Source organism: Pseudomaricurvus sp. ABR4_320 (assembly GCF_056159445.1).
This window is the reverse complement of record NZ_JBSWVF010000005.1, coordinates 176064-200685: the sequence shown is the minus strand read 5'-3', so window position 1 is coordinate 200685 and position 24622 is coordinate 176064. Positions and strand designations below refer to the sequence as shown.

At 50.5% G+C, this 24622-nt stretch carries 27 protein-coding genes and 2 tRNA genes; 14 read left to right on the top strand and 15 right to left on the bottom strand.

Features of this window, described 5'->3' with window-relative positions; all coding sequences use genetic code 11:
- The first annotated feature begins 354 nt into the window (after positions 1–354).
- Positions 355–546 (top strand): hypothetical protein, encoded by a 192-nt coding sequence (locus ACXAFR_RS12370; protein ID WP_475177280.1) that lies wholly within the window; start codon positions 355–357, stop codon positions 544–546.
- A gap of 381 nt (positions 547–927) precedes the next feature.
- Here ACXAFR_RS12370 and cobB read toward each other — a convergent pair whose 3' ends face one another.
- A complete protein-coding gene (cobB, locus tag ACXAFR_RS12365; RefSeq protein WP_475177278.1) occupies positions 928–1644 on the bottom strand; it encodes a Sir2 family NAD+-dependent deacetylase in 717 nt (238 codons plus the stop codon).
- A gap of 94 nt (positions 1645–1738) precedes the next feature.
- Positions 1739–3094 carry a prephenate-dependent tRNA uridine(34) hydroxylase TrhP gene (gene trhP / locus ACXAFR_RS12360; protein ID WP_475177277.1) on the bottom strand — a complete coding sequence of 452 codons (1356 nt, stop codon included), beginning with the start codon at positions 3092–3094 and terminating at the stop codon, positions 1739–1741.
- Between the two features lie 247 nt (positions 3095–3341).
- Between trhP and ACXAFR_RS12355 the strand changes: the two genes are divergently transcribed.
- Positions 3342–4436, top strand: a complete 1095-nt coding sequence (locus ACXAFR_RS12355; RefSeq protein WP_475177650.1) for a GGDEF domain-containing protein — start codon at positions 3342–3344, stop codon at positions 4434–4436.
- On the opposite strand, the gene ACXAFR_RS12350 is transcribed toward ACXAFR_RS12355, so the two are convergent.
- From ACXAFR_RS12350 to ACXAFR_RS12325, 6 genes are all read right to left on the bottom strand, one after another.
- On the bottom strand, positions 4411–5229 hold the full coding sequence (locus ACXAFR_RS12350; protein ID WP_475177276.1) for a glutaminyl-peptide cyclotransferase: 819 nt from the start codon (positions 5227–5229) through the stop codon (positions 4411–4413). The genes ACXAFR_RS12355 and ACXAFR_RS12350 overlap by 26 nt on opposite strands.
- Positions 5230–5308: 79 nt before the next feature.
- Positions 5309–5656, bottom strand: coding sequence for a late competence development ComFB family protein (locus tag ACXAFR_RS12345; RefSeq protein WP_475177274.1), 348 nt, complete (start codon positions 5654–5656; stop codon positions 5309–5311).
- Positions 5657–5778: 122 nt separating this feature from the next.
- On the bottom strand, positions 5779–7854 hold the full coding sequence (gene mnmC / locus ACXAFR_RS12340) for a bifunctional tRNA (5-methylaminomethyl-2-thiouridine)(34)-methyltransferase MnmC2/FAD-dependent 5-carboxymethylaminomethyl-2-thiouridine(34) oxidoreductase MnmC1 (protein WP_475177272.1): 2076 nt from the start codon (positions 7852–7854) through the stop codon (positions 5779–5781).
- A 15-nt stretch (positions 7855–7869) separates the two neighbouring features.
- The gene (gene fldB / locus ACXAFR_RS12335) at positions 7870–8403 is read right to left on the bottom strand and encodes a flavodoxin FldB (protein WP_475177270.1); all 534 of its coding nucleotides are present in this window, start codon (positions 8401–8403) and stop codon (positions 7870–7872) included.
- Between the two features lie 33 nt (positions 8404–8436).
- Positions 8437–8913 (bottom strand): tRNA (uridine(34)/cytosine(34)/5-carboxymethylaminomethyluridine(34)-2'-O)-methyltransferase TrmL, encoded by a 477-nt coding sequence (trmL, locus tag ACXAFR_RS12330; RefSeq protein WP_475177267.1) that lies wholly within the window; start codon positions 8911–8913, stop codon positions 8437–8439.
- Between the two features lie 189 nt (positions 8914–9102).
- Positions 9103–9651 (bottom strand): glycine cleavage system transcriptional repressor, encoded by a 549-nt coding sequence (locus ACXAFR_RS12325; protein ID WP_475177266.1) that lies wholly within the window; start codon positions 9649–9651, stop codon positions 9103–9105.
- A 269-nt stretch (positions 9652–9920) separates the two neighbouring features.
- On the opposite strand from ACXAFR_RS12325, the gene ACXAFR_RS12320 reads away from it, so the two are divergent.
- Genes ACXAFR_RS12320 through ACXAFR_RS12310 form a run of 3 tightly spaced genes read left to right on the top strand, consistent with a single transcriptional unit; the run spans position 9921 to position 11654 of the window.
- Complete coding sequence (locus ACXAFR_RS12320; protein WP_475177265.1) at positions 9921–10730, top strand: class I SAM-dependent methyltransferase; 810 nt, start codon at positions 9921–9923, stop codon at positions 10728–10730.
- A gap of 19 nt (positions 10731–10749) precedes the next feature.
- Complete coding sequence (locus ACXAFR_RS12315; RefSeq protein ID WP_475177262.1) at positions 10750–10995, top strand: YheU family protein; 246 nt, start codon at positions 10750–10752, stop codon at positions 10993–10995.
- The gene (locus ACXAFR_RS12310) at positions 10995–11654 is read left to right on the top strand and encodes an alpha/beta family hydrolase (RefSeq protein WP_475177261.1); all 660 of its coding nucleotides are present in this window, start codon (positions 10995–10997) and stop codon (positions 11652–11654) included. Before ACXAFR_RS12315 ends, ACXAFR_RS12310 begins: the two co-directional genes overlap by 1 nt.
- Here ACXAFR_RS12310 and ACXAFR_RS12305 read toward each other — a convergent pair.
- Positions 11643–12032, bottom strand: a complete 390-nt coding sequence (locus ACXAFR_RS12305) for a hypothetical protein (RefSeq protein ID WP_475177259.1) — start codon at positions 12030–12032, stop codon at positions 11643–11645. The two genes, ACXAFR_RS12310 and ACXAFR_RS12305, sit on opposite strands and share 12 nt — an antisense overlap.
- Before the next feature lie 167 nt (positions 12033–12199).
- Here ACXAFR_RS12305 and tusA point away from each other — a divergent pair, with 167 nt between their 5' ends.
- Positions 12200–12493, top strand: coding sequence for a sulfurtransferase TusA (tusA, locus tag ACXAFR_RS12300; protein ID WP_475177256.1), 294 nt, complete (start codon positions 12200–12202; stop codon positions 12491–12493).
- Between the two features lie 112 nt (positions 12494–12605).
- Here the strand turns inward: tusA and ACXAFR_RS12295 are convergent, their stop codons facing one another.
- A complete protein-coding gene (locus ACXAFR_RS12295) occupies positions 12606–13304 on the bottom strand; it encodes a hypothetical protein (RefSeq protein WP_475177254.1) in 699 nt (232 codons plus the stop codon).
- Between the two features lie 198 nt (positions 13305–13502).
- On the opposite strand from ACXAFR_RS12295, the gene ACXAFR_RS12290 reads away from it, so the two are divergent.
- The 4 genes from ACXAFR_RS12290 to ACXAFR_RS12275 are packed head-to-tail and all read left to right on the top strand — an operon-like array spanning position 13503 to position 16679.
- Positions 13503–14024 carry a gamma-glutamylcyclotransferase family protein gene (locus ACXAFR_RS12290; protein ID WP_475177252.1) on the top strand — a complete coding sequence of 174 codons (522 nt, stop codon included), beginning with the start codon at positions 13503–13505 and terminating at the stop codon, positions 14022–14024.
- 4 nt (positions 14025–14028) lie between these two features.
- On the top strand, positions 14029–14583 hold the full coding sequence (locus tag ACXAFR_RS12285; RefSeq protein WP_475177250.1) for an elongation factor P hydroxylase: 555 nt from the start codon (positions 14029–14031) through the stop codon (positions 14581–14583).
- Positions 14562–15521: a 5'-3' exonuclease gene (locus ACXAFR_RS12280; RefSeq protein ID WP_475177248.1), complete on the top strand. Its 960-nt coding sequence runs from the start codon at positions 14562–14564 to the stop codon at positions 15519–15521. Before ACXAFR_RS12285 ends, ACXAFR_RS12280 begins: the two co-directional genes overlap by 22 nt.
- 6 nt (positions 15522–15527) lie before the next feature.
- Positions 15528–16679: a 4-phosphoerythronate dehydrogenase gene (locus tag ACXAFR_RS12275; protein ID WP_475177245.1), complete on the top strand. Its 1152-nt coding sequence runs from the start codon at positions 15528–15530 to the stop codon at positions 16677–16679.
- Positions 16680–16706: 27 nt separating this feature from the next.
- On the opposite strand, the gene ACXAFR_RS12270 is transcribed toward ACXAFR_RS12275, so the two are convergent.
- The 3 genes from ACXAFR_RS12270 to ACXAFR_RS12260 form a co-directional block, all read right to left on the bottom strand.
- A complete protein-coding gene (locus ACXAFR_RS12270; protein ID WP_475177244.1) occupies positions 16707–16907 on the bottom strand; it encodes a hypothetical protein in 201 nt (66 codons plus the stop codon).
- A 175-nt stretch (positions 16908–17082) separates the two neighbouring features.
- The gene (locus tag ACXAFR_RS12265; RefSeq protein ID WP_475177243.1) at positions 17083–17535 is read right to left on the bottom strand and encodes a hypothetical protein; all 453 of its coding nucleotides are present in this window, start codon (positions 17533–17535) and stop codon (positions 17083–17085) included.
- A 251-nt stretch (positions 17536–17786) separates the two neighbouring features.
- Positions 17787–19004: a pyridoxal phosphate-dependent aminotransferase gene (locus ACXAFR_RS12260; RefSeq protein WP_475177240.1), complete on the bottom strand. Its 1218-nt coding sequence runs from the start codon at positions 19002–19004 to the stop codon at positions 17787–17789.
- A gap of 94 nt (positions 19005–19098) precedes the next feature.
- Here ACXAFR_RS12260 and msrB point away from each other — a divergent pair, with 94 nt between their 5' ends.
- Positions 19099–19533 carry a peptide-methionine (R)-S-oxide reductase MsrB gene (gene msrB, locus ACXAFR_RS12255; RefSeq protein WP_475177239.1) on the top strand — a complete coding sequence of 145 codons (435 nt, stop codon included), beginning with the start codon at positions 19099–19101 and terminating at the stop codon, positions 19531–19533.
- Positions 19534–20229 (top strand): DNA-3-methyladenine glycosylase I, encoded by a 696-nt coding sequence (locus ACXAFR_RS12250; RefSeq protein ID WP_475177237.1) that lies wholly within the window; start codon positions 19534–19536, stop codon positions 20227–20229.
- A gap of 16 nt (positions 20230–20245) precedes the next feature.
- Here the strand turns inward: ACXAFR_RS12250 and ACXAFR_RS12245 are convergent, their stop codons facing one another.
- Positions 20246–21040, bottom strand: coding sequence for a hypothetical protein (locus ACXAFR_RS12245; protein ID WP_475177236.1), 795 nt, complete (start codon positions 21038–21040; stop codon positions 20246–20248).
- A gap of 292 nt (positions 21041–21332) precedes the next feature.
- Between ACXAFR_RS12245 and ACXAFR_RS12240 the strand changes: the two genes are divergently transcribed.
- Positions 21333–21408 (top strand) — tRNA-Glu (locus ACXAFR_RS12240).
- Between the two features lie 2 nt (positions 21409–21410).
- Positions 21411–21486, top strand: a tRNA-Gly gene (locus ACXAFR_RS12235).
- A gap of 118 nt (positions 21487–21604) precedes the next feature.
- Here ACXAFR_RS12235 and ACXAFR_RS12230 read toward each other — a convergent pair.
- Positions 21605–24622, bottom strand: coding sequence for a bifunctional diguanylate cyclase/phosphodiesterase (locus tag ACXAFR_RS12230; protein WP_475177233.1), 3018 nt, complete (start codon positions 24620–24622; stop codon positions 21605–21607).

Below are 24622 nucleotides of genomic sequence, written 5' to 3'. Positions count from 1 at the left end.
TTCTATATAACTAACTTCATTATCATTTGCCTGATCACATTATTCTTTTTGGCGTCATTTGACTCGATATGTCATTGCACGCAGATCCAGTTCTACCTGTTTTACGCGGCATATTTCTTAATTTAAAGAAGCTTGCTCCAATCTGGTGCTGTAGGGTGTCGAAATTCTTTACGGTGCCTTATTTTGCGCCTCGTTTTGTTATCTTTAAAAATTTTATCTTATTGAAATAAAAGGGAAATAAATTGCTGGCTTAATTCCTGCTAAACAGCATGCGGATCGGCTATGAGCTCGATGCTGCTTTGCACCGAATCGGTTCTGAAGTTTGTTTGATCTTTGAGATGGAGAGTTGTTGAGATGAAGGATTACACATTGAGCAGGTTGAAGGTGGTGATGGCTCTCGCCTTCGTGGCAGCACACGTGGCCATTTTCGTGAATTTTCCGGCGGATAGGACGTCGACGGAGTTCACTGAGATGAATGCCGTGGTGGCCCCGGAATCCCATAATATGGGTATGGTGGGTTCATCAAAAAATGTGATCAACAACTGATTGTTGAAACTTCAGACAAAGAATGGCGTGAAAATTCTCTTTGTCCATTCTAAAGTATTACGACAGGATGTCGTAAAGGTATAAGGAAACGCAGGAGCAGCAGCCGGGTGGGCTGCAACATTGCCAGGATGGCCAGGGAGCAGTTTTGTCACGGAGTGAACAGGGAAGATTGACCAGGGAATGGTCTGTAACATTAAGGGAATTATTAACAGGGAGTGGATTGTCAGGGAAAGGCACAGCCATTACGCAAGGATGAAGGGGTTTCCTCGGGAACCGGTTACAAATGGATCAAGGATGGTCTGGAGAGCTGCAAGGACACTGTGCGAGGATTGGGCGCAATAGGTTACGGCTAGGGATGGCCTGCTTTCTCAGTTCACTAAATTATTTGGTCGGGTTGCTGTTCAGCGAACCCAGAAAGGTTGGCACCACATCACTGGCGTAGCCATAGTGAGTTTCATCGAAATGATCACTGTTGGCAGATGGTTCCAGGTTTAATTCCACGGTTTTTGCGCCAACATATTTGGCTGTGTTCAGAAATCCTGCGGCGGGGTAAACGTTGCCTGACGTGCCAATGGATATAAACAAATCACACTGTGACAGGGCATTGTCAATCTCTTCCATATACAGTGGGATTTCCCCGAACCAAACCACATGAGGGCGCAAGTTTCCGGGTACGCCACAACAGGGACAGATGTCTGCCGTCGCGGTCTTCTCCTGGCAGTCATAGAGAAGACCGGTTACACGACAACGACTTTTTAGCAGCTCGCCATGCATGTGATACAAATGCTGACTTCCAGCTCTTTCGTGCAAGTTGTCGATATTCTGAGTGATCAGGGTAAATTGCCCCGAGTGTTGATGTTCGAAATCCGCCAGAGCCTGGTGGCCAGCATTGGGATGAATGTCTCCGAGCAGTTGGGCTCTGCGAGCATTGTAAAATCGGTGCACCAAGGCCGGATCTTTATCAAACGCTTCGGGGGTGGCGACATCTTCGACCCGGTGGTCTTCCCATAAGCCGTCGGCGGCTCGAAAGGTGCGTATGCCAGACTCTGCTGAAATGCCTGCGCCAGTGAGAACCACAATGTTCTTGTATTGAGTCATAGAAATTCCTTTTCCGACGTTGGCGTCGTATTCAGGCCGCTGGTATTTAAGGCGATTATCGAGCGGGAATAGTCGCCCTATAATAGTTTCCCTGTCAACCGATGTGACGCATGAGCATTGCGTAACCACCGTCTTCGCCCAATTCAATCGGAAAATCCAGGGGAAGCGTTACCTTATGGCCGGACCCCGGCGCTATGTCGGTTTTTTCTCCGCGCGTGTTTTCCATGGTATTGAGAACGAATTCGCAATTGCCGTTGGGGGTGATCAATTCCAGCCGGGACCCGGTTTCAAAGCGGTTTTTAACGTCGACCGTTAAACGTTTATTGCGGGTATCGTAAGCGATGGCTTCACCGACAAACTGTTGGTTATTGGAAGGGGTTCCGGCGGTGTAGTTTTGGTGGGTATCCGGAGCGTGGCGGCGATAGAAGCCTTCGGTGTAGCCGCGATTGGCGAGATGATCCAGCTCGTCGAGTAATTTAACATCGAAGGCTTTACCGTTGGAGGCTTGGTCAATCGCTTGGCGATACACTTGAGCCGTGCGACCCACATAGTAGTGACTTTTGGTGCGGCCTTCGATTTTCAGAGAATGAATGCCCATATTGACGAGGCGTTCGACGTGCTGGACCGCACGCAAATCCTTGGAGTTCATAATGTAGGTGCCGTGCTCGTCTTCATAGGCGGGCATATATTCGCCTGGACGGCTTTTCTCCTGCAGTAGAAGGGCGATTTCACTGGATTCTTGGGACACTTGTGGTGCCTCCCATTGCAAAACTTCCGACGTTGGGGTGGCATTGGCATCGATGGGCTGGAGTTCACCGGTTTCCGTTTCTTTGGCCGGGTGGGCGTTATACTCCCAGCGGCAAGAGTTGGTACAGGCACCTTGATTAGAGTCACGATGGGTCATGTAACCAGACAGTAGACAGCGGCCAGAGTAGGCGATGCATAACGCGCCATGTACGAAAACCTCTAATTCCATCTCGGGGCAACGTTGGCGGATCTCTTCAATTTCATTAAGGGAGAGTTCCCGGGACAAAATCACGCGACTGATTCCCTGTCGCTGCCAAAACTGCACGGTAGCGTAGTTGACGGCATTGGCTTGCACCGAAAGGTGCACGGGCATATCCGGCCAGTTTTCCCTGACCAGCATGATTAGCCCTGGATCAGACATAATCAAAGCATCTGGACCCATGGCGATGACAGGCTCCAGATCCCGCAGGTAGGTTTTGACTTTATCGTTATGGGGAGACAGGTTGCTGGCAAGATAAAAGTGTTTGCCCAGGCTGTGCGCTTCATCTATGGCAGCCGCGAGATTTTCCAATCGGTTAAATTCGTTGTTGCGAACTCGCAGACTGTAACGAGGCTGGCCTGCATAGACGGCGTCAGCACCATAAGCAAAGGCGTAGCGCATACTTTTTAATGTGCCTGCGGGAGAGAGTAGTTCGGTCGTCATGGGCGGATGTAGCCTCGGTATCCAGTCGTTCGCCCCCATAATGGAAGCGTTGTTTGCCAGTTAGGTCGGTTAATTCTAGTGCCAGTGCAGGTCGGTCGCGAGAAACGAAGCTACACTTTAGACAGTGTCTGCGGTTCAGAATGTTTGCCGCAGCGATCTTCGCGGCGGATTCTACTGAATTTGCCAGAATTTTTCAGGCCTAGAACCAGATTCGGTTCATGGTAAAGGAGCTGTTGCTACTTTGGCGATGGACAGTAAATACACACCGCAATCCATAGAAGGACTCATCTCTCGAGTACAGGAGAATGAGCGCCTGGATCGGCATTTTGCCAATTATGAACTCCGACTATTAAATGCCCAGGGGTTCGAACCGCTGCTGGATATTTTAATTGTGGGTGCCAAAGAGCACTTTCAGCTCGATGACGTGAGTCTGTTTTTGGTCGATCGCAATGGGTCTTTAAATGGCCTTCTGAGCAAAAATGAATCTACCTTTCTGGATGAAGAGTTGCGTTTGAAGGCCTCGGACGAGTTTGGCTTGTTTCTCTATGGCAATAAGCCTCGGATTCTGCTGCACAATCACAACACCCAGTTGACGGCAGATCTCTTTGCTCATTTTCGAGATGCTGGCTCTTTTGCTCTGGTCCCTCTATTGCGTCATGGCCGGCTAATCGGCAGCTTGCACTTCGCCAGCCGGGATCGCGAGCGTTTTACACCGGACAAGGCGACAGATTTTTTACAGCGCTTAGCGAATATTCTTGCCATTTGCCTTGAAAATGGGTTGGCCCATGAATCCTTAAAAACGCAGAGTCGGGTAGATGTTCTCACTCAGGTGAGCAATCGTCGCCATTTTGATCTTGAGTTTGCTAAAGAATTGGAGCGGAGCAATCGCCGGGCAGAGCCTCTTACTTGCTTGTTTTTGGATCTCGATCACTTTAAGTCGATCAACGATCGATTTGGTCACGGCGTGGGTGATCGCTGTTTACAGCAGGTGGCTCGAACCACTGAACATTTGCTGCGAAAGACCGATCTGCTGGCTCGCTACGGTGGGGAGGAGTTTGTTGTGCTGCTGCCGCTCTGTGACGAACTGGAAGCACGACGCATTGCTGAGCGAATCCGCCAGGCTGTATCGCTGATATCGCTGACAACGGTAGATGATCAACAGGTTCGGCCGACCGTCTCCATCGGTGTGTGCTGTTGGACGCCCGATGGCCGCCGTAAGGACTTACCTCAACAGGGACGCAACCTCCTTAAGTGCGCAGACGATGCGATGTACGACGCCAAGTCCGGAGGGCGAAATCGGGTCAAGGTTCGACCGTTTAGTCTTGGGGCGTCTCCACTTTGATAAGGTAGCGTTTGTTCCAGCGCTTTCCGGTGACCCAGAGGCCCTGGTGAGCGTTATCCCAGGCGACGCCGTTGAGAACATTTTCCCGATCACCAGGCCATTGGTCATTCGTCAGATCTGAAAGATCCAATATGCCGGTGACGTCTCCAGATTGTGGGTCAATTTGCAGGATGTCACTGGTCTGCCAAACATTGGCGTAAATTGACTGGCCGTCACTCGTCAAGTCGTTAAGCTTCTCGACAGGTTTGCCCGCATTCTTCACGCGAATTTGTCTTTCCACGGCAAAGTGATTGGGGTCGCGAAAGCTAATACGGTCGCTGCCGTTACTCATCGCCAGTGAGTGTTGCCACTGCGTCAGTCCCCAGCCTTCACCCCGATAGCGTTGAACTTCTTTTAGCGATAACGTATCTGGGTCGAGAACCAGAAGATTTCCCGCTTGCCAGGTTAAGCAATACAGACTGCCGTTCAACAGAGCGATGCCTTCAGCAAAATAGCGATCTGGCAGTGGTAATGTCTGGGATTCCTGGCCTGACACTTTGTCGTAGCGAACAACGTAAGATTCGCCGTAGAGGCCGCTACTTTCCAGAAGCTGGTCGCCGTAAACTTGCAACCCTTGAGTAAAGCGAGTACCTGGATGGGCTTTTGTCTGGAGAATCTTGTAGGTTAATGTGGCTGGCGTCTGATTAGGGCCTGCAAATACTGCATGACTATTGAAGATAATCAGAAATAGCGCGCATCGAATAATTAATGACAGCCCGTAAAACAGGTGTGCAAGGGAAAATCGTAGAGACATAGTCGTTCAAAAGCAAAGAGCGGAGCTGCCGAGACTGTGCCCCGTTCTCTCTGTCTTTTCAACTGTTTCTGCGTTGCGTTTACTCGGCGTCTGCGTCGCTGGTTTCCTGTTCACGCATCGCCGCACGAGCGGCTTCGCGCTCTGTCACATAGGCGATGGCTTCTTTTACCGCCTTTTCGACTTTTTTGTAGACTTCGCTTAATTCCTGGGACGACATAAAGAATGTCATATCGACGTTGTGTCGAATGTAACGTGGAGGTAGATGATTGAGTGCCACACAGGCGGTGTCTGCGAGAAAATCCTGATCTTTTTGGCTGCGTTCGTTGGTTCGCAGAATTTCATCAAGGACCAGACTTTCATAATAGTTGTGGATGGTATCGACGCCACCGGGGAAGTCGGTTGTTCGAGGCACGGCTCCTAGAAGCATTCTGCTCTCCATCTGTTCGTTGTTTGTCCTAAGTGTAGACCAGCCTGCTGGCTTTTCCCGCAATTTCCATCCCAAGGAGTAACAACATTTATTAAATTTTAATCGGGGTGGAGAAAAGCGACTTACAGTTGGTTGCGAATCAGTCGGCGAATCCAAAAGCGGGCTGGATGCAGGGCGCGTTCAACGTCATTACCAACAGGGGAGGGTTCACCTAAAAGTTGGCTGGCGACGATCTCTGCACACAGGGGCGCGTAGGTCAGTCCGCGAGAGCCGTGGCCGACATTGACGTAGAGATTTGGATGGCAGGGGCCGGGGGTGGCTATTGCGGCACGAGCATTTTTACGGAGAGGCGCGTAGGCGTCCAGGTAGCCTGCAAGCCTGGGCGCGGGGCCAACCAGAGGAAGATAATCGGGCGAGACACAACGCAATGCTGCACGACCACCTGTAATTCGGTCTTCTCGGAGCGCCGCCACTAAGTCCGACGCGCTGGGTGACAGTGTTCTGGTCACGGTGTTGAGATTCTCAAGGTGTTCTGCTTGGCTCGTTTGGGTGTTCGTCGTATTGAACTTATAGGTAGCTCCGAGACAGTGTTGCCCGCGGTAGGCCGGGGCGATATAGCCGTCACCGCAGAGAACTGTGCGTAGATTGGTGGAATTCCGATTGGCTTCGAGGTAACTGATCTGTCCTCGAATGGCTTTTAACGGCAGGTCGCATGTCTGCTCAAAAAGGTGAGTATCCGTGGCGGTACAAATGACCAGGTCGGTAAAGAGCTCATGCTTTTTCTCGGGGGTTGAGACCCGCCATTCGTGATTGTCTGTCAGCTGAATGCCAGAGATTGGAGTAAGGGTTTTTACGGAAATGGTACTGTGCTGACACAGTTGATTGCAGAGTTCCGGAGGAGAAAGCCAGCCAGCGTGGGGGTAAAACAATCCGCCTGCAGAAAGCGTCAATCCGGAAATTTCTGACGCTTCCTGAGCTGACAGCAACTGCAGTAATGAGTAGCCGCTAAAGCGCTGGTTGAGGCGCTCTTGTGCAGCGGTTTCATTCTCATTGACAGCTAACTGCAAAACGCCACATTGATCTCCTAAGCCAGCTTCCCAAAAAGAGCGATAGTAGCGCTGGCTGAACTGTAAAGCGTGAAGATTGAACTCCGTCAGAGGCTCAGGTCGATGAGACAGTTTGGCGTAAACGATGCCCTGAGGATTGCCGGATGCCGCCGCTGCGAGACCCTGACTACGCTCGAATACGGTTACATCAATGCCTCTGCGGGCCAGTGCCGCGGCAGTGAGGCAGCCCGCCAGGCCACCACCTAAAATGGCCACTCTCTGGGAGTTCTGTCCTTGTCCTGATGACTGGTTAAAGGGCTTTTCGGAAATATCCCAGGGCTGGGGGTGAGGCGAGTTGAAGCGCTGTGAAGGAAAATCGGTCTCAGGGGGTTGTTGCCAAGGCGTAACCAGAACAGCCCTAAGCATATGGCGTTTCCGACCATAGCCGGCTACTTTGGTGACATCAAAGCCAGCAGACTGTAGGCCTCGGCGCACATCGCCTGCCGCGGTAAATGTTGCCAGTGTCGTCCCCACGTGGCTGAGTTTGGCCAGCCTGTCATAGAGCGAGGGGCTCCACATGTCCGGGTTTTTCGCTGGCGCGAAACCGTCCAGAAACCAGGCGTCTATGGCGCGGCGAGGGCGGTGAAACCTAGGGTGTTCGCTGATCAATAGACGCGGCAATGCGTCGTTGATGTCTCCAACAATCAGTGTCAGTTCAACGCGGCCTTTGTCGAGAAGGCAGTGGTGAAAGCCGCTCGCAGGCACCCAAGGGTAGCTGCTGAGCAGTTCTTCGGTTTGAGCGGTCAAGTCCGGCCAGAGTTGGTATACCCGCTGTAGGTCGTCTCGGGAGAGAGGAAATTTCTCAACCGAGATAAATTGCAGTCGTGCATTTGGCGGGGCGGTTTCTCGCCACAAGTGCCAGCAAGCGAGAAAGTTCAGGCCGCTACCAAAGCCGGTTTCCCCGATGACGAAGGTGGCGCCGGGTTTGAGTAGTTGAAAGCGTTCTTTCAGTTGGTTTTGTTCGAGAAAGACGTAACGGGTTTCGTTGAGTCCGTTGTCTCGGGAAAAATAGACATCGCCAAAGCGGCTGGACAAGGGCTCACCGATTTCTGTCCAGTGAATCTCTGCTCGAGGGATGTGAGAGTCAGTCATTGATTGCGGTGCCGTTCAGGCGTCTGCAAGGCCAAATTCCGTTAAAATCTGCGCGCACCAACCCGCAACCCTTTGCTCGGTTTGATCGAATTGGCTTTCTTCATCGAGAGGCAGGCCAACAAATTGCGAGGCGTCGTCGCTGAGGGCTTTTGAGGATTCGAACTCGTAACCCGCGCTTGGCCAATATCCGACTAACTCTGCACCTTGTTGTTTAACCTTGTGATGCAGGTAACCGAGCGCATCCTGAAACCATTCCGGGTAACCAACCTGATCACCGAGTCCATAAATGGCAACCTTACGCCCATGCCATTCCAGCTCATCCAGCTCATCCCAGATCTCTTCCCAGTCTTCCTGCAACTCGCCGTAGTCCCAGGTGGGAATCCCCAAAATCAATAGTGAGTAGTCCATCATCGTCGCCGGCGCTTCTTCGGCGATATCGTAGAGATCGACAAGCGCATCTCCCAGAACAGTCTGAATTTTTTCTGCGGCCATCTGGGTATAGCAGGTTGTAGATCCGTAGAAGAGACCGATAGGTGCTTTGTTACTCATTGTGTTGATGTCTAGAAATTAATCGGTGTGTCGTTATCGAGCGCCGCAAAAATCCAACTGTCGCCAAGCCTCATAGACGAGGACAGATGCGGCGTTAGACAAATTCATGCTTCGACTGTTCGCTTGCATGGGAATGCGAAGAATACGGTCACTGGTCTGTTGAGACAGAATCTCGTTCGGTAGCCCACGGGTTTCCGGCCCGAACAGCAAGACATCACCTTGTTGGAAATTGGCGGTGTGGAAATGCTGGCTGCCCTTTGTACTGATGGCAAATACTCTGGAGGTGCAGTGCTGCTCTAGGAATGATTCCCAGCTTGAGTGCACCTGCATAGTTTGCCATTCACCGTAATCCAGGCCTGCACGCCGTAAGCGTTTGTCATCCAAGGCAAAGGCTACGGGCTCAATCAAGTGTAATTGGCAACCGGTATTGGCTGCTAACCGAATGATATTGCCGGTATTTGGCGGAATTTCCGGTTGGTAAAGTACAATGTGAAAAAGCGGGTCTGTCATTGGCCGTGGGTTTCACCTCTTGCCAGCTTACTGCGAATGCGAAGGGCGGCAGAGTATAAACTATCTCGGGCTATGTCGCTGAAAAAGCGACATTGAACAGTTATGTCGGGGATAATAAAAGAGAACCGACGCAGTCGGTTCTCCGATGTTGCAATGATAGAGCAGGCGGCTCTGTTTTCGGTCGCGATATCAACCGGTAACTGAGTCGGCTGGCTCTCTGATCTCAATATCGACACCCAGGTTGTCAGCAATTCGGTCGAGTTGCTCCTCCAGGCTTTGGAGGTCGAGGCTGGAAGGTACTTGCAGCAGACCGTGGGCGGTAAACATCGGCGTGCCAGACCACGGCATACTGGTACAGCCGGTGTGCAACTCCTGTAGGTTGATGCCGTGATTCACAAATGCCTGAGAGACTTCCTGCACGATACCGGGTCGGTCATTCCCCATCAGATTAAAGTGCAGATTGGTCGGGGCTTCCGGCCAGCGAGTTGCCCGCTCAGAGCTTTCGGCGATGACCATCTGAATGCCTTTGCGCTGTTGAAGTTCCGTCAGAGCGTGGCACAGAGATTCGTAAGAGGACTCGGCAACCGATAGGTGCAGTATGCCAGCAAATTTGCCGGCGAGGTGGCTCATTTTACTTTCCAGCCAGTTTCCATGGTGCGTGTGAACGACTTTTGCCAGTGCTTCCACAACACCTGGGCGGTCATCGCTGAGGATGCTGAGCACAAGAAAACGATTCATAAAAAATTACCTTTGGCTACAATAGCCCTGTCGCTGGTTATTCGACTGTTTCACAATTTACGGATTACAAGATCGAGATATCCGTCAAAAGACCTAGTTTCCACAGTATTCCTGCAAGAATCAAACCTTTCAGCATTGATTCAGTATAGTGTCTGTTAAATGGCAATTTATACTACAGGTCGATTTACGCTACACACAAATTTCTCATGAGAGAATCTAGATTGATGAAAAAACGGCATATGAATCTGCATGGAGGCAGGATTCGCTCGTTGACAAGGAAGTTCGCATCGTTATGTATATTGGCAACCCTCACCAACTCGGCAATGGCTGACCCTACGCCACCAGATCATTTGACGGAGGCGATCAACAATCCCCACCGAACGACGGATTATGTGGCTCGAGACGACTATCGCCACCCGCGTCCGACACTCGAATTTTTTGGTATAAAACCCGACAGCACTGTCGTTGAAATTTGGCCTGGTGGTGGATGGTATTCCGAAATTCTGGGCTTTTATCTGGCTGACGATGGCAAATTTATCGCGGCGCACTTTGCTGAAAACACGCCGGTGTCCTATTTCAAAAAGAGTCGTGAGTCATTTCTGGCGCGCGTTGAAGCCGAACCCGAGTTGTTTGGTCCTGTTGAAGTCACACAGTTTTTTCCGCCTGATGGCGTCGCTGCCGCTGAGCCAGGTAGTGCGGATTTCGTCCTGACTTTCCGCAATGTCCACAATTGGATGAAGGCTGGATTCGCGGAAGATGCCTTCAGTGAGTTTTACAGCATGCTCAAGCCAGGTGGTGTGCTCGGCGTGGTTGAACATCGCGCGAAGTCAGGCACCGATCTGGATACCATGATTGAATCTGGTTATGTCACTGAAGAGTACGTCATCAAGCTCGCTGAAGCTGCGGGCTTTCAGCTGGAGGCTCGGGCGCAAATCAATGCCAACCCGTTGGATCATGCCGATCATCCAAAAGGCGTGTGGACTCTCCCGCCAACCTATGCGCTTGGCGATGAAGATCGTGAGAAGTACGCCGAAATCGGTGAAAGCGATCGTATGACCTTAAAGTTCGTAAAGCCATAATGGTTGTTTTCCATAACCCATGACCGATCCGATCATCATTCCTCCCGCCAAGCTCTCGGAAGAGGCTCTGGCGGGGTTGATTGAGTCCTTCATCGCAAGGGAAGGTACGGATTATGGCCTGCAAGAAGTTTCTCAGGGCACGAAAGTGACACAGGTCAGGCGTATGTTGTCGTCTGGACAAGCGGTTATTGTTTTCGATTCTGAAACGCAAACGTGTAACGTGTTGACCGCTGAAGAGCTTCGTCGCTGGCAGTCGTCGTCTTAATGATTACGGAAAACCAAATACAGACCGGGCCATCGGCGCCATTACTGCTTCTTGCTCATGGCGCTGGAGCAGGGATGTCATCGCCCTTTATGAACAGTATGGCAGACGCTCTAGCGGACGTCGGTATCGGCGTGTTACGGTTCAATTTTCCTTACATGACGAAGATGGAAGCGGAAGGGCGGCGTCGACCTCCCGATCGCCAAGCGGTTTTGCGCGAGGCATGGCATGCCGTTATCGATCAGCAGGGGGCTGCGGGCAAGGTCTTTATTGGTGGAAAATCCATGGGCGGACGTATGGCGACTTTGGTTGCCTGCGAGCGTCCCGTCGCTGGGGTTGTCGCCCTTGGTTATCCCTTTCATCCCCAGGGCAAGCCGGAGAAGTTGCGAACTGAGCATTTACCAGACTTACGTGCGCCATTGTTGATCGTGCAGGGAGAGAGAGATCCTTTTGGAACGCCTGCCGAAGTTGCCTCTTATGAACTGCCTGAAGGTGTAGACATATTTTGGCTGCCAGATGGCAATCACGATTTTCAGCCGCGTAAGCGCAGTGGTCACTCGCAGCAGGGATTGATCGAACTGGCGGCGAAGCGAGTAGGGCAGTTCGTTACACAGCAGATGTCGATACAGCAAGGCTCGCAGGGTATTGAGTCAATGGAGTGATTGGGTTGGTGGGTCTGCCTGTATGATCAGCCATTCTGCCAAGCTGACCCATTCCTGAATCAATTTTTTGATTTGGCAGAGTTGTGCATTATTCTGAGCGGCCTGCGAGATATACTTTTCGCCCAGCTTTGTCAGGGCATCAACCACTTTGCCGATCGTCTGGGCGGAGAGCGTCACTTGATAGTGTTCCTGGTGCGCACCGGGATCCTGAGGGTTGTAGAGAAACGAATGTTCCAGCGAGTAACTGTTAATGAGCAGTTGATTTTGAATGTCTGAGGCGAGCCCTTCGTGATGCTGTTGGAGCAGCTCGACAGTCATTTCCAAAGCTCGACGGCTAAAGACATCGGGTCGCGTTTCGAAATTTGTCATCAACTCCATCGGGAAGTCCCCTGTTTCACTTACACCGGGTTCTCATGCCCAGCTGGCTAGCTCGCAAATTCGTCTTACAGCGCCGCACATTGATCGCCCTGGGCTTGCCTTTGTGCCTCTGGCGTCGGTTGGTTGGGGGGCGGTATCTGCCATGGGCTTAAATTAAGCGGCTGCTGTTGAATTTAAGTGTAGCAATGAAAATTTGCGGCGAAACGTCGCTAAAAAACGATGATGTTATGGAAATTTCATTTGATAGAACCCTAGATACCAGTGGTCTGGTCTGTCCGGAGCCGGTAATGATGTTGCATCGGGAGATGCGTGCTGCTGAGTCGGGAGAGGTGATTAAAATTGTGGCGACAGACCCGGCGACGGAAAGGGATATTCCTAAATTTTGTCAATATTTAGGGCATAAATTACTTGATGTCGCGACTATTGACGGTTCTTTCCTTTACTTTGTGCAAAAAAAGTAGGTCGTCATTTTTCCGTCTTTGTGATCGGTAACTTTGGTTGCGGGCATCGAGTGGGTAACGAGACAAGCGCAGCCCCAAGTGGGCTGCGCTTGTAGTAGATACTGACAAAACGTTATTTTTTGTCGACTAATGTAGAAATCGCAGCGAGAGCTTCCGGGTCCTCAGCTTTCAATTTGTTGGCAATTTGATGCTGAAAATAGTAGCGAAACGCTTTCTTGCTTTTGGCTGCATAGAGACAGTCGTCCCCGGGAAGTACCGGTGTGCTGCTGATCTTTTTCGGATCTGCCAGCATTCCCTGGACGCTGCCGTCATGATGGAGGCGCCAGCTGACCACTTCTGTGAGGGTGATGGTGTGAAAGCCATTGGTAGACAGTACCGCGTGTGTACCAATGGTGTCGGGGATCTCCTGCAAAATATCGCTGGGCTTATCGCACTGAAAGTCGTAGTATTCGGCCGCGGTTTCAAGCTCCACGACTTTATGAATCGGGCCGTCGTAGAAAATCTCGTCGATACCTGGGTCGTAATATCCTTCCCATTTGCCGTTCAGCGGGTCTCTGATTTCGGGGGCTGCGATAATGTCGTCGAGCCATGGAACCAGGCCGACAACTTCGCCATTGGCTCTGAGTCCCCAGCATAGAATCTTCAAGCTGAAGAGTTTGTCTGGGCTTGCCTCGTTGGAATACAGCATTTCGAGGCCGTCGAGTTCAGGTGAGAGGCGGATGATGCGCTTGTTTTGAAGCTCCGAGTAAGGTTGACCGGTGAAGAAGTCGACCACGTTATTCAACGTGTGATCGCCAGTTGAGGTCTTCATAATACCACCTCCGAGTGATTTTCTGAGGCTAACAGACCGCCCTACCAAGCACTGTATCAGGCCGGTGAACAACCTTCTGCGCCGTGCGTGGATGTACGTTTATACATCTTCAATACTTAAGGTATATGCTGTTGTTCAAAAGCACAATACTTTGACGAAATATTTACTGCACCATTTTCAAATTACCCACATTTCACCATGACCTGCTTTTATTTCGCTTACGGCTCCAATATGAATTCAGCCCGAATGACTAAAAGAGGGCTGGGCTATAAGTCATCAATGTCGGGGAAAATCTCTAATTTGGCACTAAAGTTTAATAAAAGAGCGTCAGATGCCCCTCATCGTTCTTATGCCAATGTTGTTTACTCCCGCGGAGATCGGGTAGAAGGCGTCCTTTATGAGCTGACGGATAACCGACAAATTTTCAAAATGGATCCGTTTGAAGGCGCGCCCTTGCGATACTCCCGTGACGTGTTCCTGGTCGATACTGAGCAAGGGATGATCCCCGCCTGGGTCTATGTGGCCAATCGAGCCATGATAACAGAGGGGCTCTTACCGGCTCGCTGGTATCTCGAACATCTGTTGGCGGGGCGCTCTTGGTTGAGTGACGAATACTATCAGTTCTTGTCTCGCACAGCCTGTTTGGATGCAGAGCCGACTGAGCCGGCCGTTAAAAGACTGCATCCGACCGAGCCCCAGGCGATGGTCCGAAGGAGTTAATATCTTGGAATCGTCAGCCCTCGGCAGCTCTGCTATGTCTGCCGTTCTGGAAAGGCTGTTTGCCGAGTGTTTTGCGGCCTCACATGAGACACGGTTGGTCGGTGGTGGTGACGAGCCTATTTATGTGCCCGCCGACAGCGGGGATTCGTTTCACCGTGTTGTCTATCGCGAAGACTTTGCGGCCAGCGCGCTTCATGAGGTTGCCCATTGGTGCATTGCTGGTGATGCTCGCCGTACCTTGGAAGACTACGGTTATTGGTATTGTCCGGATGGACGTTCTGCTGAGCAGCAGCGTGCGTTTGAGCAGGTCGAAATCAAGCCTCAGGGGCTCGAACGTGTTTTTTGTGCGGCAGTTGGGCTGCCATTCAGAATCAGCGTCGATAATCTCGAAGGTCAGGTTGGCGCTTCAGAGAGTTTTGCCAAGGCTGTCCATAGCCAGTCCCTCACTTACTTTCAGGGTGGAATGCCCATGCGAGGAGCCAGCTTTGTTGACGCTCTGAAAGCCTATTCTCAGCGGTCGACTGACGAGATATTCCAATGCCTTCTGCAGCCTCTGTGATCGCCGCCTCGCCTGGATGGCCACTGAAAACCTGTTTGGTGGACGCATCCGCATTTTTCTTTCGAAGTTATTTCGCCATTCCTCCTGAGCGAAAAGTGAGTGCCCAGGGCTTCTCTACAGCAGCACTGTGGGGGTTCAGCCGGTTTTTTCTCACGCTGTTGAAGGAGATGGCACCAGATCGCGTCGCTGTCTGTTTTGACGAAAGTCTGGGCACCTGTTTTCGCAATGAAATTTATGCCGACTACAAATCGAATCGAGCGCTTCCTGATGAGGATTTGATCCAGCAGTTGAGGGCTTGTGTGGCGTTTGTACGCTGCTTTGGAATACGAACTTTTGCTAGTGATACCCTGGAGGCGGATGATCTCCTGGGATCTCTTTTTGGTACGGTGACTTCGCGACCAGAGGCTTTGGCGGTGGCGCTGGCAACAACCGACAAAGATCTCGGTCAGCTATTGAGAAGGCCCCAGGACTGCTTGTTGGATTGTCGGCGTCCGCCAGGAGAAGCCCAACCCGTTTGGATATGTCGAGATCGAAATCATTGGGTTGAGCAGTTTGGCGTCGAGCCGGAGCAATTTGTTGATTATTTGGCATTGGTGGGCGACACCGTCGACTGTATTCCGGGAGTGCCCGGTATCGGACCAAAAACGGCCGTTAAATTACTGCAGCTCTACAAATCCTGCGATCAGATTTTTCAGGGGCTGCCCGAACTGCCCTCCAGTGGGATCCGTGGGGCGAGGGGATTGGCGGAGCGTCTGGCGGATCATCAATCACAAGTGCAGGTTGCAAAACAGCTTGCGGCACTGAAAACGGATACCCCCTTAATTCAGCATCCGGACGACCTTCTCTGGAGTCCCAATCACGTGAACCTTCAGGAATTGGTAGCCCTGAGTGAGGAAATGGGTCTTGGACGCTTGCCCTTGGATGGGCTATTGGAGTAGCGCGTTATGTCACTTCGTCTTGTCATTGATGAAAATATACCCATGGGCAGGGAAGTCTTTGGCCATTTTGGCGAGGTTATCCCTCTGCCCGGAAGAGATCTTCACCCAGAACAGTTAGTTTCGGCGGACATTCTCATTACTCGCTCCGTGACCCAAGTGAATCGGTCGTTGTTGGACGGGTCTTCCGTGCGCTTTGTGGGCACCTGTACCATTGGTACGGACCACCTGGATACGGATTACCTCAATGACTCGGGAGTTGCCTGGAGCAATGCTCCGGGTTGCAATGCCACGAGCGTGGTTGATTATGTGTTTTCTGTCGTGGCAGGTGTGCGGCCGAGCTGGCAGCAGCAGACTTTTGGCATTATTGGTTGTGGCAATGTTGGTGGCTCACTCTACCGCAGCCTCCGAGCTCTGAGGGTGGACTGTCGCGTTTTCGATCCCTTTAAGTCTGTGGTTGACGTGGCAGATTTAACCACACTCGATGACGTTCTCGACTGTGATATTGTGTGTATTCATGCACCGCTAACTCAATCTGGTCCACACCCGTCCTTTCATCTTTTGAACGCAAAACGCCTGCGTCAACTGCGTTCAGGTGCTCTTCTTATTAACGCTGGGCGCGGGGGAGTCATAGATAACGCTTCACTGATTGACTTTTTGAATCGTGGGGCGAATGTGGATGTCGTGCTCGATGTTTGGGAGCATGAGCCGGATATTCTGAGGCCTTTGCTGGATCTTGTGCGGTTGGGGTCGCCTCATATCGCTGGCTATAGCTATGATGGCCGCCTCAGGGGAACCTTGATGATCGCTGAAGCTCTGTCGGCGTTTTTGGCTTCGGGTTCACCCTATTCTAAGTTGGTGGAGCAATATCTTCCCGGAGTTGAAAAGGAGCTTCTTATGAGCGTTGACGACCCGCATCTGGCTCTGAACGAAGCTTTGTTAATGGCTTATGATCCAGCCATCGATGATCAGAAATTGCGAAGTCTTGCGCGTGGTGACGATATGAAAACCCACTTCGATGCTTTGCGTAAGCACTATCCTCGCCGTCGAGAATGCAGTGGCTATCGCCTTGTTAAGTTGCCGGAAAAGATGTCTGCGGCTTCCCGTGAGACGCTGGCAAAGCAGGCGGCAATTATGGGGTTTGCCCTGCCTGCGAACTGACCTGGAAGCGCTATCTATGGGGCGGGCCTACCGGTCCATGCTGTGTTGGTCGCCAGTGTGTTCTGTGTGCAGAGCGTCAAGCGCTGCAGAGACCATAGCCTCAGTAATCGGTGTTTCTGTGCCGTCCTCGTGGAGCAGTGCGGCACCATAGAAATTTATGCTATAGCCATCTGACAGTCCGGATTGGTCCGCAGGTTTCAGTGGTGACAATGGTTTTTCATAGTGCATTTCACAGGCTTCCCTATCACAGTGTTACTTTATGTTAGTTCTTTTTGGTCCGTGATAAGACGCTACCATTAATGAATGTGGCGCGCAAATCCGGTTGTTTCGGGAGCTTGCGTTTTTTGGGCGGGTGTTCTGGCAGGCTCTAGGGCCTGCCTGTGGAGGGCGCGTTCGAGGAAGGCTAGACGTGTTCGGCAGATTGGTTCATAAGGGCTTGCATAATGCGTTTCAGATCTCGTGAGGACCCAGACTCCAAGGCCACCCGCATTTGATGGATGTTGGTCTGCTGGTCTTCCAAAAGTGATTGCAGCAGCTCCTGGCCTTCCCAGTAGCTTTCATTGACCGCTTGTGTTTTCGAGGAAAGCAAAGTGAAACCTTTATGGGATAAAACAACCTGGTCTAAACCTTCCTGGCGAATGGTGTCTTCGTAGCTGATATATCCGCTCTCTGCGAGCCATACGGCGGCTCCAAAGCACGCCTGGTGACGGTCACTGTGTAAGCCAAAGTCATCTGGTGTGTCAGGCCCAATCAGTTCTTCAATCAAGATCATCGATTTGCGTGGAAACTTTCGATATAGCCGGGTCAAAATCAGCGCGGCATCACGATAAAAATCATCAATATTGAGATCGCTCAAAGTTTTCTACCTTTCCGTGGGAAGAGTGTCTTTTATTAGGGGCGGCATCCGCGTCCTGCATGCGTTGGTGCCAAGCCGTCCAGATCGGATGTGTTTCAGGCGATTGCTGACAGGATTGCGGTCAGCGAGGCCAAATTTTCTTCCCTGATTTAAAAAAAACGCAATATTACCATGCTCACGATTCAGATGAACCTTTCGCATTGGATCTTGTTGCGAGAGAAGCGGTTCTAATAACGGCATTTAAGACATTGTTACTGGCGATATCGCTGTATAAAGTCCGCAAATGCCGTAATGGCAACGTCGAGATCATCTGAACGAGGCAGTAGCACAATACGAAAATGGTCTGGCTCCGGCCAGTTGAACGCGGTGCCCTGTACCAGCAGAATTTTTTTCTGGGTGAGAAAGTCGAGAACCATCTGCTCATCGTTCTTGATTTTATGAATATCGAGATCGATTTTCGGAAAGGCGTAGAGTGCACCTTTAGGCTTTACACAGCTGATTCCCGGAATATCTTTCAGTTTTGACCAGGCGAGATCGCGCTGTTCCCGTAGGCGACCTCCGGGCAAAATCAATTCGCGAATGCTTTGATAGCCGCCGAGAGCCGTTTGGATGGCAAACATCGACGGCACATTGGCACATAGACGCATACTTGAGAGCATGTTGATGCCTTCAATGTAGCCTTTTGCGAGATGTTTGGCGCCCGATAGAATCATCCAGCCTGAACGAAAACCAGCGAGTCTGTAGGCTTTCGACAAGCCATTAAACGTCACACAGAGTACGTCTTCTGTCGCCAAGCTCCCCATGGGAATATATTCGGCGTCATCGTACAGAATCTTGCTGTAGATCTCGTCGGCAAAAATGATGAGCCCATGTTCTCTCGCCAGAGCAACAATCTCATTGAGAAGGTCGCGGCTGTAGACTGCGCCGGTGGGATTGTTTGGATTGATAAGAACAATGCCCCGGGTTTTTTCGGTAATCTTGCTGCGAATCTGCTGCGTATCAGGAAACCAGTCAGCTTGCTCGTCGCAGCGATAGTGTACTGGGGTGCCGCCAGCCAGATTCACGGCTGCGGTCCACAGCGGGTAATCCGGTGCTGGAATCAGAACTTCGTCGCCGTTATTCAATAGGGCTTGCATGGCGATCATGATGAGCTCGCTGACGCCGTTACCAAGATAGATGTCGTCAATGTCGACGTTGGGGATATTGAGCTGCTGGCATTCCTGCATAATAGCTTTACGAGCAGCAAATAAACCGCGGGAATCGCAATATCCCTGGGCATTGCGTAGGTTGGCGATTACGTCGAGGATGATTTCATCGGGGGCGTCAAAACCGAAGGGTGCAGGATTGCCGATATTCAGCTTGATGATGCGGTGTCCTTCTTCTTCGAGGTGTTGTGCTTGCTCTAGAACAGGACCGCGGATGTCGTAGCAAATGCCGTATAACTTCTCCGATTTATCGACGGGACGCATTGTGTTTACCATGGGCAGGGACTGGGAAGCGGCGTAATATAGGAGTCCAGGTTGTCTGGATCAAGCCCAAATTCACGATATTTTAGGAGTTATCATGTCTGGGGTAGACGGAAAAAGTGACGGAACAGAAAAGGTTGTTCCGCAAGAATTTAATGAAGAGTACTGGCGCGAGCGTTTAACGCCGGAAGAATTTCGTATCTGTCGAGAGAAGGGGACAGAGAGGGCTTTTACCGGTGAATACTGGGATACGACGACCGTTGGAGAGTATCGGTGTCGCTGTTGTGGTACGACATTGTTTGAATCCGGAACAAAATTTGATGCCGGTTGCGGTTGGCCAAGTTTCTTTCAGCCGGTGGATGAACATGTCGTAGAAGAAGAGCGAGATACCAGTTTAGGTATGGTTCGCACGGAAGTGCACTGTCGAAATTGTGGGTGCCATCTTGGGCATGTGTTTGAAGATGGCCCCCAGCCAACAGGACTAAGATACTGCATCAATTCTGCGTCGATAAAATTGAACGCAGACGATTAAATGTCAGTGACGTTTCCGAGTTTTTCCCGAATCCTGGCCGCGGCCGAGATTCAAAAAGGAGGGCGCAAGGCTGTGATGAGCCAGTTACCTCCGGTGGCAAGTAACGCTCAATTGATGGCTTCTGACGATGCCTATTATCTGTCGGAAATGAGCCGCCGTATATTTCGAGCGGGACTCAAGCACAAGATGGTAGACGATCGGTGGCCGGCCTTTACAGAGGTGTTTCTCGGCTTTGATCCCCTGCAGGTTGCGATGATGTCTGATGAGGTCTTGGAGGGGCTGGCGAAAGATACGCGTATCATCCGTCATTTCGGCAAGATTAAAGCCGTTCGTAAAAACGCTTTATGGATTCGTGACATCAGTGTCCAACATGGTAGTTTCGGGACGTTTCTTGCGGGTTGGCCAGGGGAACGCATCGTCGATCTCTGGTTGCTGATGAAAAAGGAGGCAGCTCAGCTGGGCGGAATGTCGGGGCCGAGATTCCTGCGTATGGTGGGAAAAGACACCTTCCTGCTGACCGAAGATGTGGTTTCTGTACTTAGATCTCAGGGGGTGATTGATAAATTGCCGACGTCGAAGCGGGATTTACACCATGTGCAGGCGGCTTTTAATCACTGGGTCGGTGACACCGGCATGAGCTTGTCGGCACTGAGTCGAATTGTTTCTTATACCACTTTGTCAGAAGGACCTATTTAAAACGCATAGAGCTGCATCAATCGTAGACGTTTTTTTTCATCCATTCTGATTCTTCTTCCGGGCTGAAATTTTCCCATTCTTTCGCGGTTGCCTCTTTCGCAGCTTGATTTTGCTTGTCGACGTCATATTCCGGATCCAACCCATTGAGTCGGGTTTCCAGAGCTTCAATCAAGTCGTCCACTTGCTTGAGTTTGACGGGATCGCTGTTTTGACTTTGTTCACGTTCCAGAAGCTTTTTTCCTAGGCTGTAGTAGTGCAGGGCAAGGCGGGGTTTACCACTGGTATCCGCTTGTTCTGCATTAATAAGATAGCCATCTACGGATATACGCGTAACCATCTGCTTAATCTGAGCTTCGTAGTTTTGCATTTCGCCGGGCGAAATCGCACCCTTCTTTTTTTGGTGATGCAGAAACACATTCAAACCCTGAAGCAGCCCTTTGACTTCTTTAACTTGTTGTACGCTGTCTAAGGTTGGGGGATGTACATCCCGTGGCTGACGTTTGACTTCATCAATTTTCTGGGTAAACAGTGCCAGCTCTTCCACGTGCATCGAGGTATTGGGCTCTATGCGGGACAGTTGCTCTGTTACATCAATTAAGCACCGATAGACCAGTAGGCTTATATCTTTGGATAGGAATCCTGCTGGAAAGCCCCCAATCAGAGACTTGAACTCCTTGCTACGCTGATGCAATGCCATAATCAGCCGCTGTTTTTTTTGGCGTTTCGTTTCCATCGTCTGGGTTACATAGGCGTAGCCGACGAGAACGAAGAGGAGCAATGTAATGACAATGATTAGCAAGGTGTAAGACATGGCGCCTGTACCGCTTCCTATTTCCTAAGGCTCAAAGTGATCGCGTAGTAAAGGTCGCCCTGAATAGAAATTGACAATTCCGAGTTGTATCTAAGGCGTCCTTTAACCTAAGTATAGCTGCACTATGCAATGCGCCCTGGGTATGCTTCTGTTGGGGTGCCGCAGAAATGACCAGCGTCGTAAGTTGTTGTTTAAAAAAAATAAAAAAATTTCAGAAGAGTTGTTGACAGAGCAGGGGTCGGTCCTTAGAATACGCATCTCTTCTGGAGGCAGTAGCCTTCAAAGCTCCAAGGTCCCCTTCGTCTAGAGGCCTAGGACACCGCCCTTTCACGGCGGTAACAGGGGTTCGACTCCCCTAGGGGACGCCATTGCGGGATTAGCTCAGTTGGTAGAGCGGTACCTTGCCAAGGTACAGGTCGTCGGTTCGAACCCGATATCCCGCTCCATATCTTTTCGAAAAAGAGTCTTTTGATTTCACAATTCTGGAAGTCAAAACGATGTCGGAAAGAGTCAGGCGCCAGTCGGTGCATATTCAGTATATCTCCATTTGGGCTGATTTACCTTTCATTTTTGTTGGTTTGACGTTTTTTGTTCCTGTAACCAACGTTCAAGGTTTTCTGCCGACATAGGGCGTGCAAGAAAAAAGCCCTGAATCTCATCGCAGTCAAATGCTCTTAGTAGAGCTAACTGTTCTTTTTCTTCGACCCCTTCGGCGACGACGGTCAAATTCAGAGATTGGGCCATATTGATCACTGTTTTGACGATGCTGCGGTCATCGTTATTGGTGACGATATTCTGCACAAAGGAGCGATCGATTTTGATGGTATCGACAGGAAGCTTCTTCAAATACGTCAGGGAAGAGTATCCTGTGCCGAAATCATCCATTAAGATTCTCACGCCATTTGCATGTAGCCTTGTAAGAGACTTAATCGCCATATCATAGTTGTTGATCAGCATGGTTTCGGTTAATTCCAGCTCAAGTTGATCCCGACTGATGTTCGCGTTATCGATAGACTGTAGGATAAGGTCCGACAAATTATGCAGCCTTAGCTGCAATGCAGATATATTTACGGACACTTTCAAGTGAATGCCCGCTTTGTTCCAGGCTGCAATTTGGGCGCAGGCCTCCTGCAGTACCCATTCGCCGATTTCGATGATCAAGCCCCGTTCCTCTGCAATAGGAATAAACTCCATGGGGCCTAGCAGTCCTCGCTTTGGGTGATTCCAGCGAATTAATCCTTCAACGCCCGTTACGGTATCGGTTTTCAGATCAAGCTTAGGTTGATAGTAGAGTTGCCATTGCTTGAGCTTTACGGAGTGATGGATTTCTTTTTCGATCAAAAGTTGTCGATGCGCTTCTTCCTGCATCACTTTATCGAAAAATTGGTAGGTACCGGTATTGGGTTCGTTTTCAGCCTTGGCTTTTGCAATTGCGGCGTGGGATATCAATTCTTCGGGGGTGGTGGCATCGTCTGGATACAGGCTAATGCCGATTCGAAAAGTGAGCTTGAAGGATTGATGCTCACTGTTGAGCGGCTCGGCGAATTTTTGCATTATGCGATCAATAACACCGGGTATCGACGTCGTGTCCCGCAAATCGGGTAGTAGAATACCAAACTCGTCTTGTGACATACGAGAAACGGTTTTTAACTCTTCGGCCTCCAGCGGATAAACCGAAATGCTGGTCGATTTGCGAATGCTGGATTGAAGTCGGCTTGCAACTTCGGAATAGAGTTGATCCAAGCTGCTCTGATCAGATAATGCCTTGGTCAGGCTGCTGATTGCAAATTCAGTAATCAGAACAGCGGTGCTGGTGCCTGCGCGCCCCGAGCGTTCCATCGCCTCATTCACCCTGTCGTAAAACAGGCTATGGTTTGGTAGACCCGTAACTTTATCAAAGTGTTTTTCTTTCTGAAGCTGGTCAGCGAATGAGGACGCGACTTTTTCAAGTTGCTGAATTTGTTGTTGCAGATTCAGCATTTCATCCTGACGCTCATTTCCATCCGTGAGAGAGAGGCGCTGCTCGGCCTGGCTTGCTTTCTGGGAAGCGTCTTCCGCTCGCGCCTCTGAAAATGCAGGAATCCAGCGAACAACTCGGTTTCTGCCCGAGTTTTTCGCGGCATATAACGCCTGGTCGGCCTGTTTGTTTAATTCGTCGTGGGTTGTCGAGCCGTCATCGATGCTGGCGACGCCCAGGCTCGCCGTCACTTTCTCTCCGTTGGGCATAGCCTGACCGGAGTCACGATAAATTTTCAGGCGAATTCTCTCCGCAACGCTGAGAACATCATCCAGCGGCAGGTCGGGCAGGATCACACAGAATTCTTCTCCGCCGTATCGGCCGACAAGGTCTACGTCTCGAGTAACACTGTTTAGTGCGAAAGCGAGCATTTTAATCACTTGATCGCCGATATCGTGTCCGTAGGTATCATTCACATTTTTAAAGTGATCAATGTCAACCATGATGCAACAGAGCGGTTTTTGGCTAGCCTTAGCGGATTGGTAGCGCTTTTCAAACTCCTCATAAAAATAGCGGCGGTTAAAGCTGCCCGTGAGCGGGTCTCTGGTGGCGAGATAATAAAGCTCTTTATTTTGTCGCTGAATTTCTTTACGAGATATTTCCAGGTCGTCGACCATGGTTTGCAGCTTTAGTTTCTGCTTTTCTAGGTCGGTGACGTCATCGAAGGTTAGCAGCATACCCTGTGGATTGTTGTTGGCATCCATAATAGGTGCGCTATTGATCAACATTGTTCGAGAGGCGTCAAGACCGGTATCTATCGCAAGCTTGTCGCCAATGCGATGTTTGCCTGTGCGATAGGCATCGACCCAGGGAGGTTGGTTGTCAAATTCAGTATCTTTTCGTTTCCAGCCTAATTCTGACAGTTTTAGTCCCATAAGAGTGTAACTTGGCCGCCCAATGAATTCAGTGAATGCCTTGTTTGCTAGAACTATATGCTCTCGATCATCGAGGATTACCACACCCTCTGCGAGTGTATCGAAGGCGGCATTTACTCTGTCGGGAATGACGGCGGAAGGATCAATTTGCCTTAATGTGCGTAGCATAAAGGCTAAAAAGAAAAACAGCGAGGTACTGGCGACGAAGGCAATCCAGCGATAAGTTTTGTTGCTAAAAATGCCGGCGTCTGCTGTAAGAGGTTTGAATTTTAACTCTATTCGCCCAAGCAGTTGAGCATTTTTGTACAAGGGGATTTGAATGTGAGTCGAGGTGGACTTTGTATTGTCATATTCACCCCAAGCTGATTCGTGCTGGTTTATCTGAAACAGAAGTCTACCATCGACGTAGCGAAATCCTGCGGACTCTAGGGTATCATTTTTTTCAACGGTTTTTGCGAGAAGGCGTCTAATCAGCGTCAGGTTTTCGGTTTGAATCAGTTCGACCACTGTTATTGCAAAGGTCTCCGCTATGCGCTTGCGGGTTTCCATTTCATATTGACGGTGGTTTGGTGTCAGTCCTAAAAGATCGGAAAAAAGCAGAATGCTGGTGAGAATCGAAACGAGTGCAAGGCTTATTCGTGCCGATGGCCAGACGATTGCGACAATTTGTTTGAACGATAGTGATTTCAT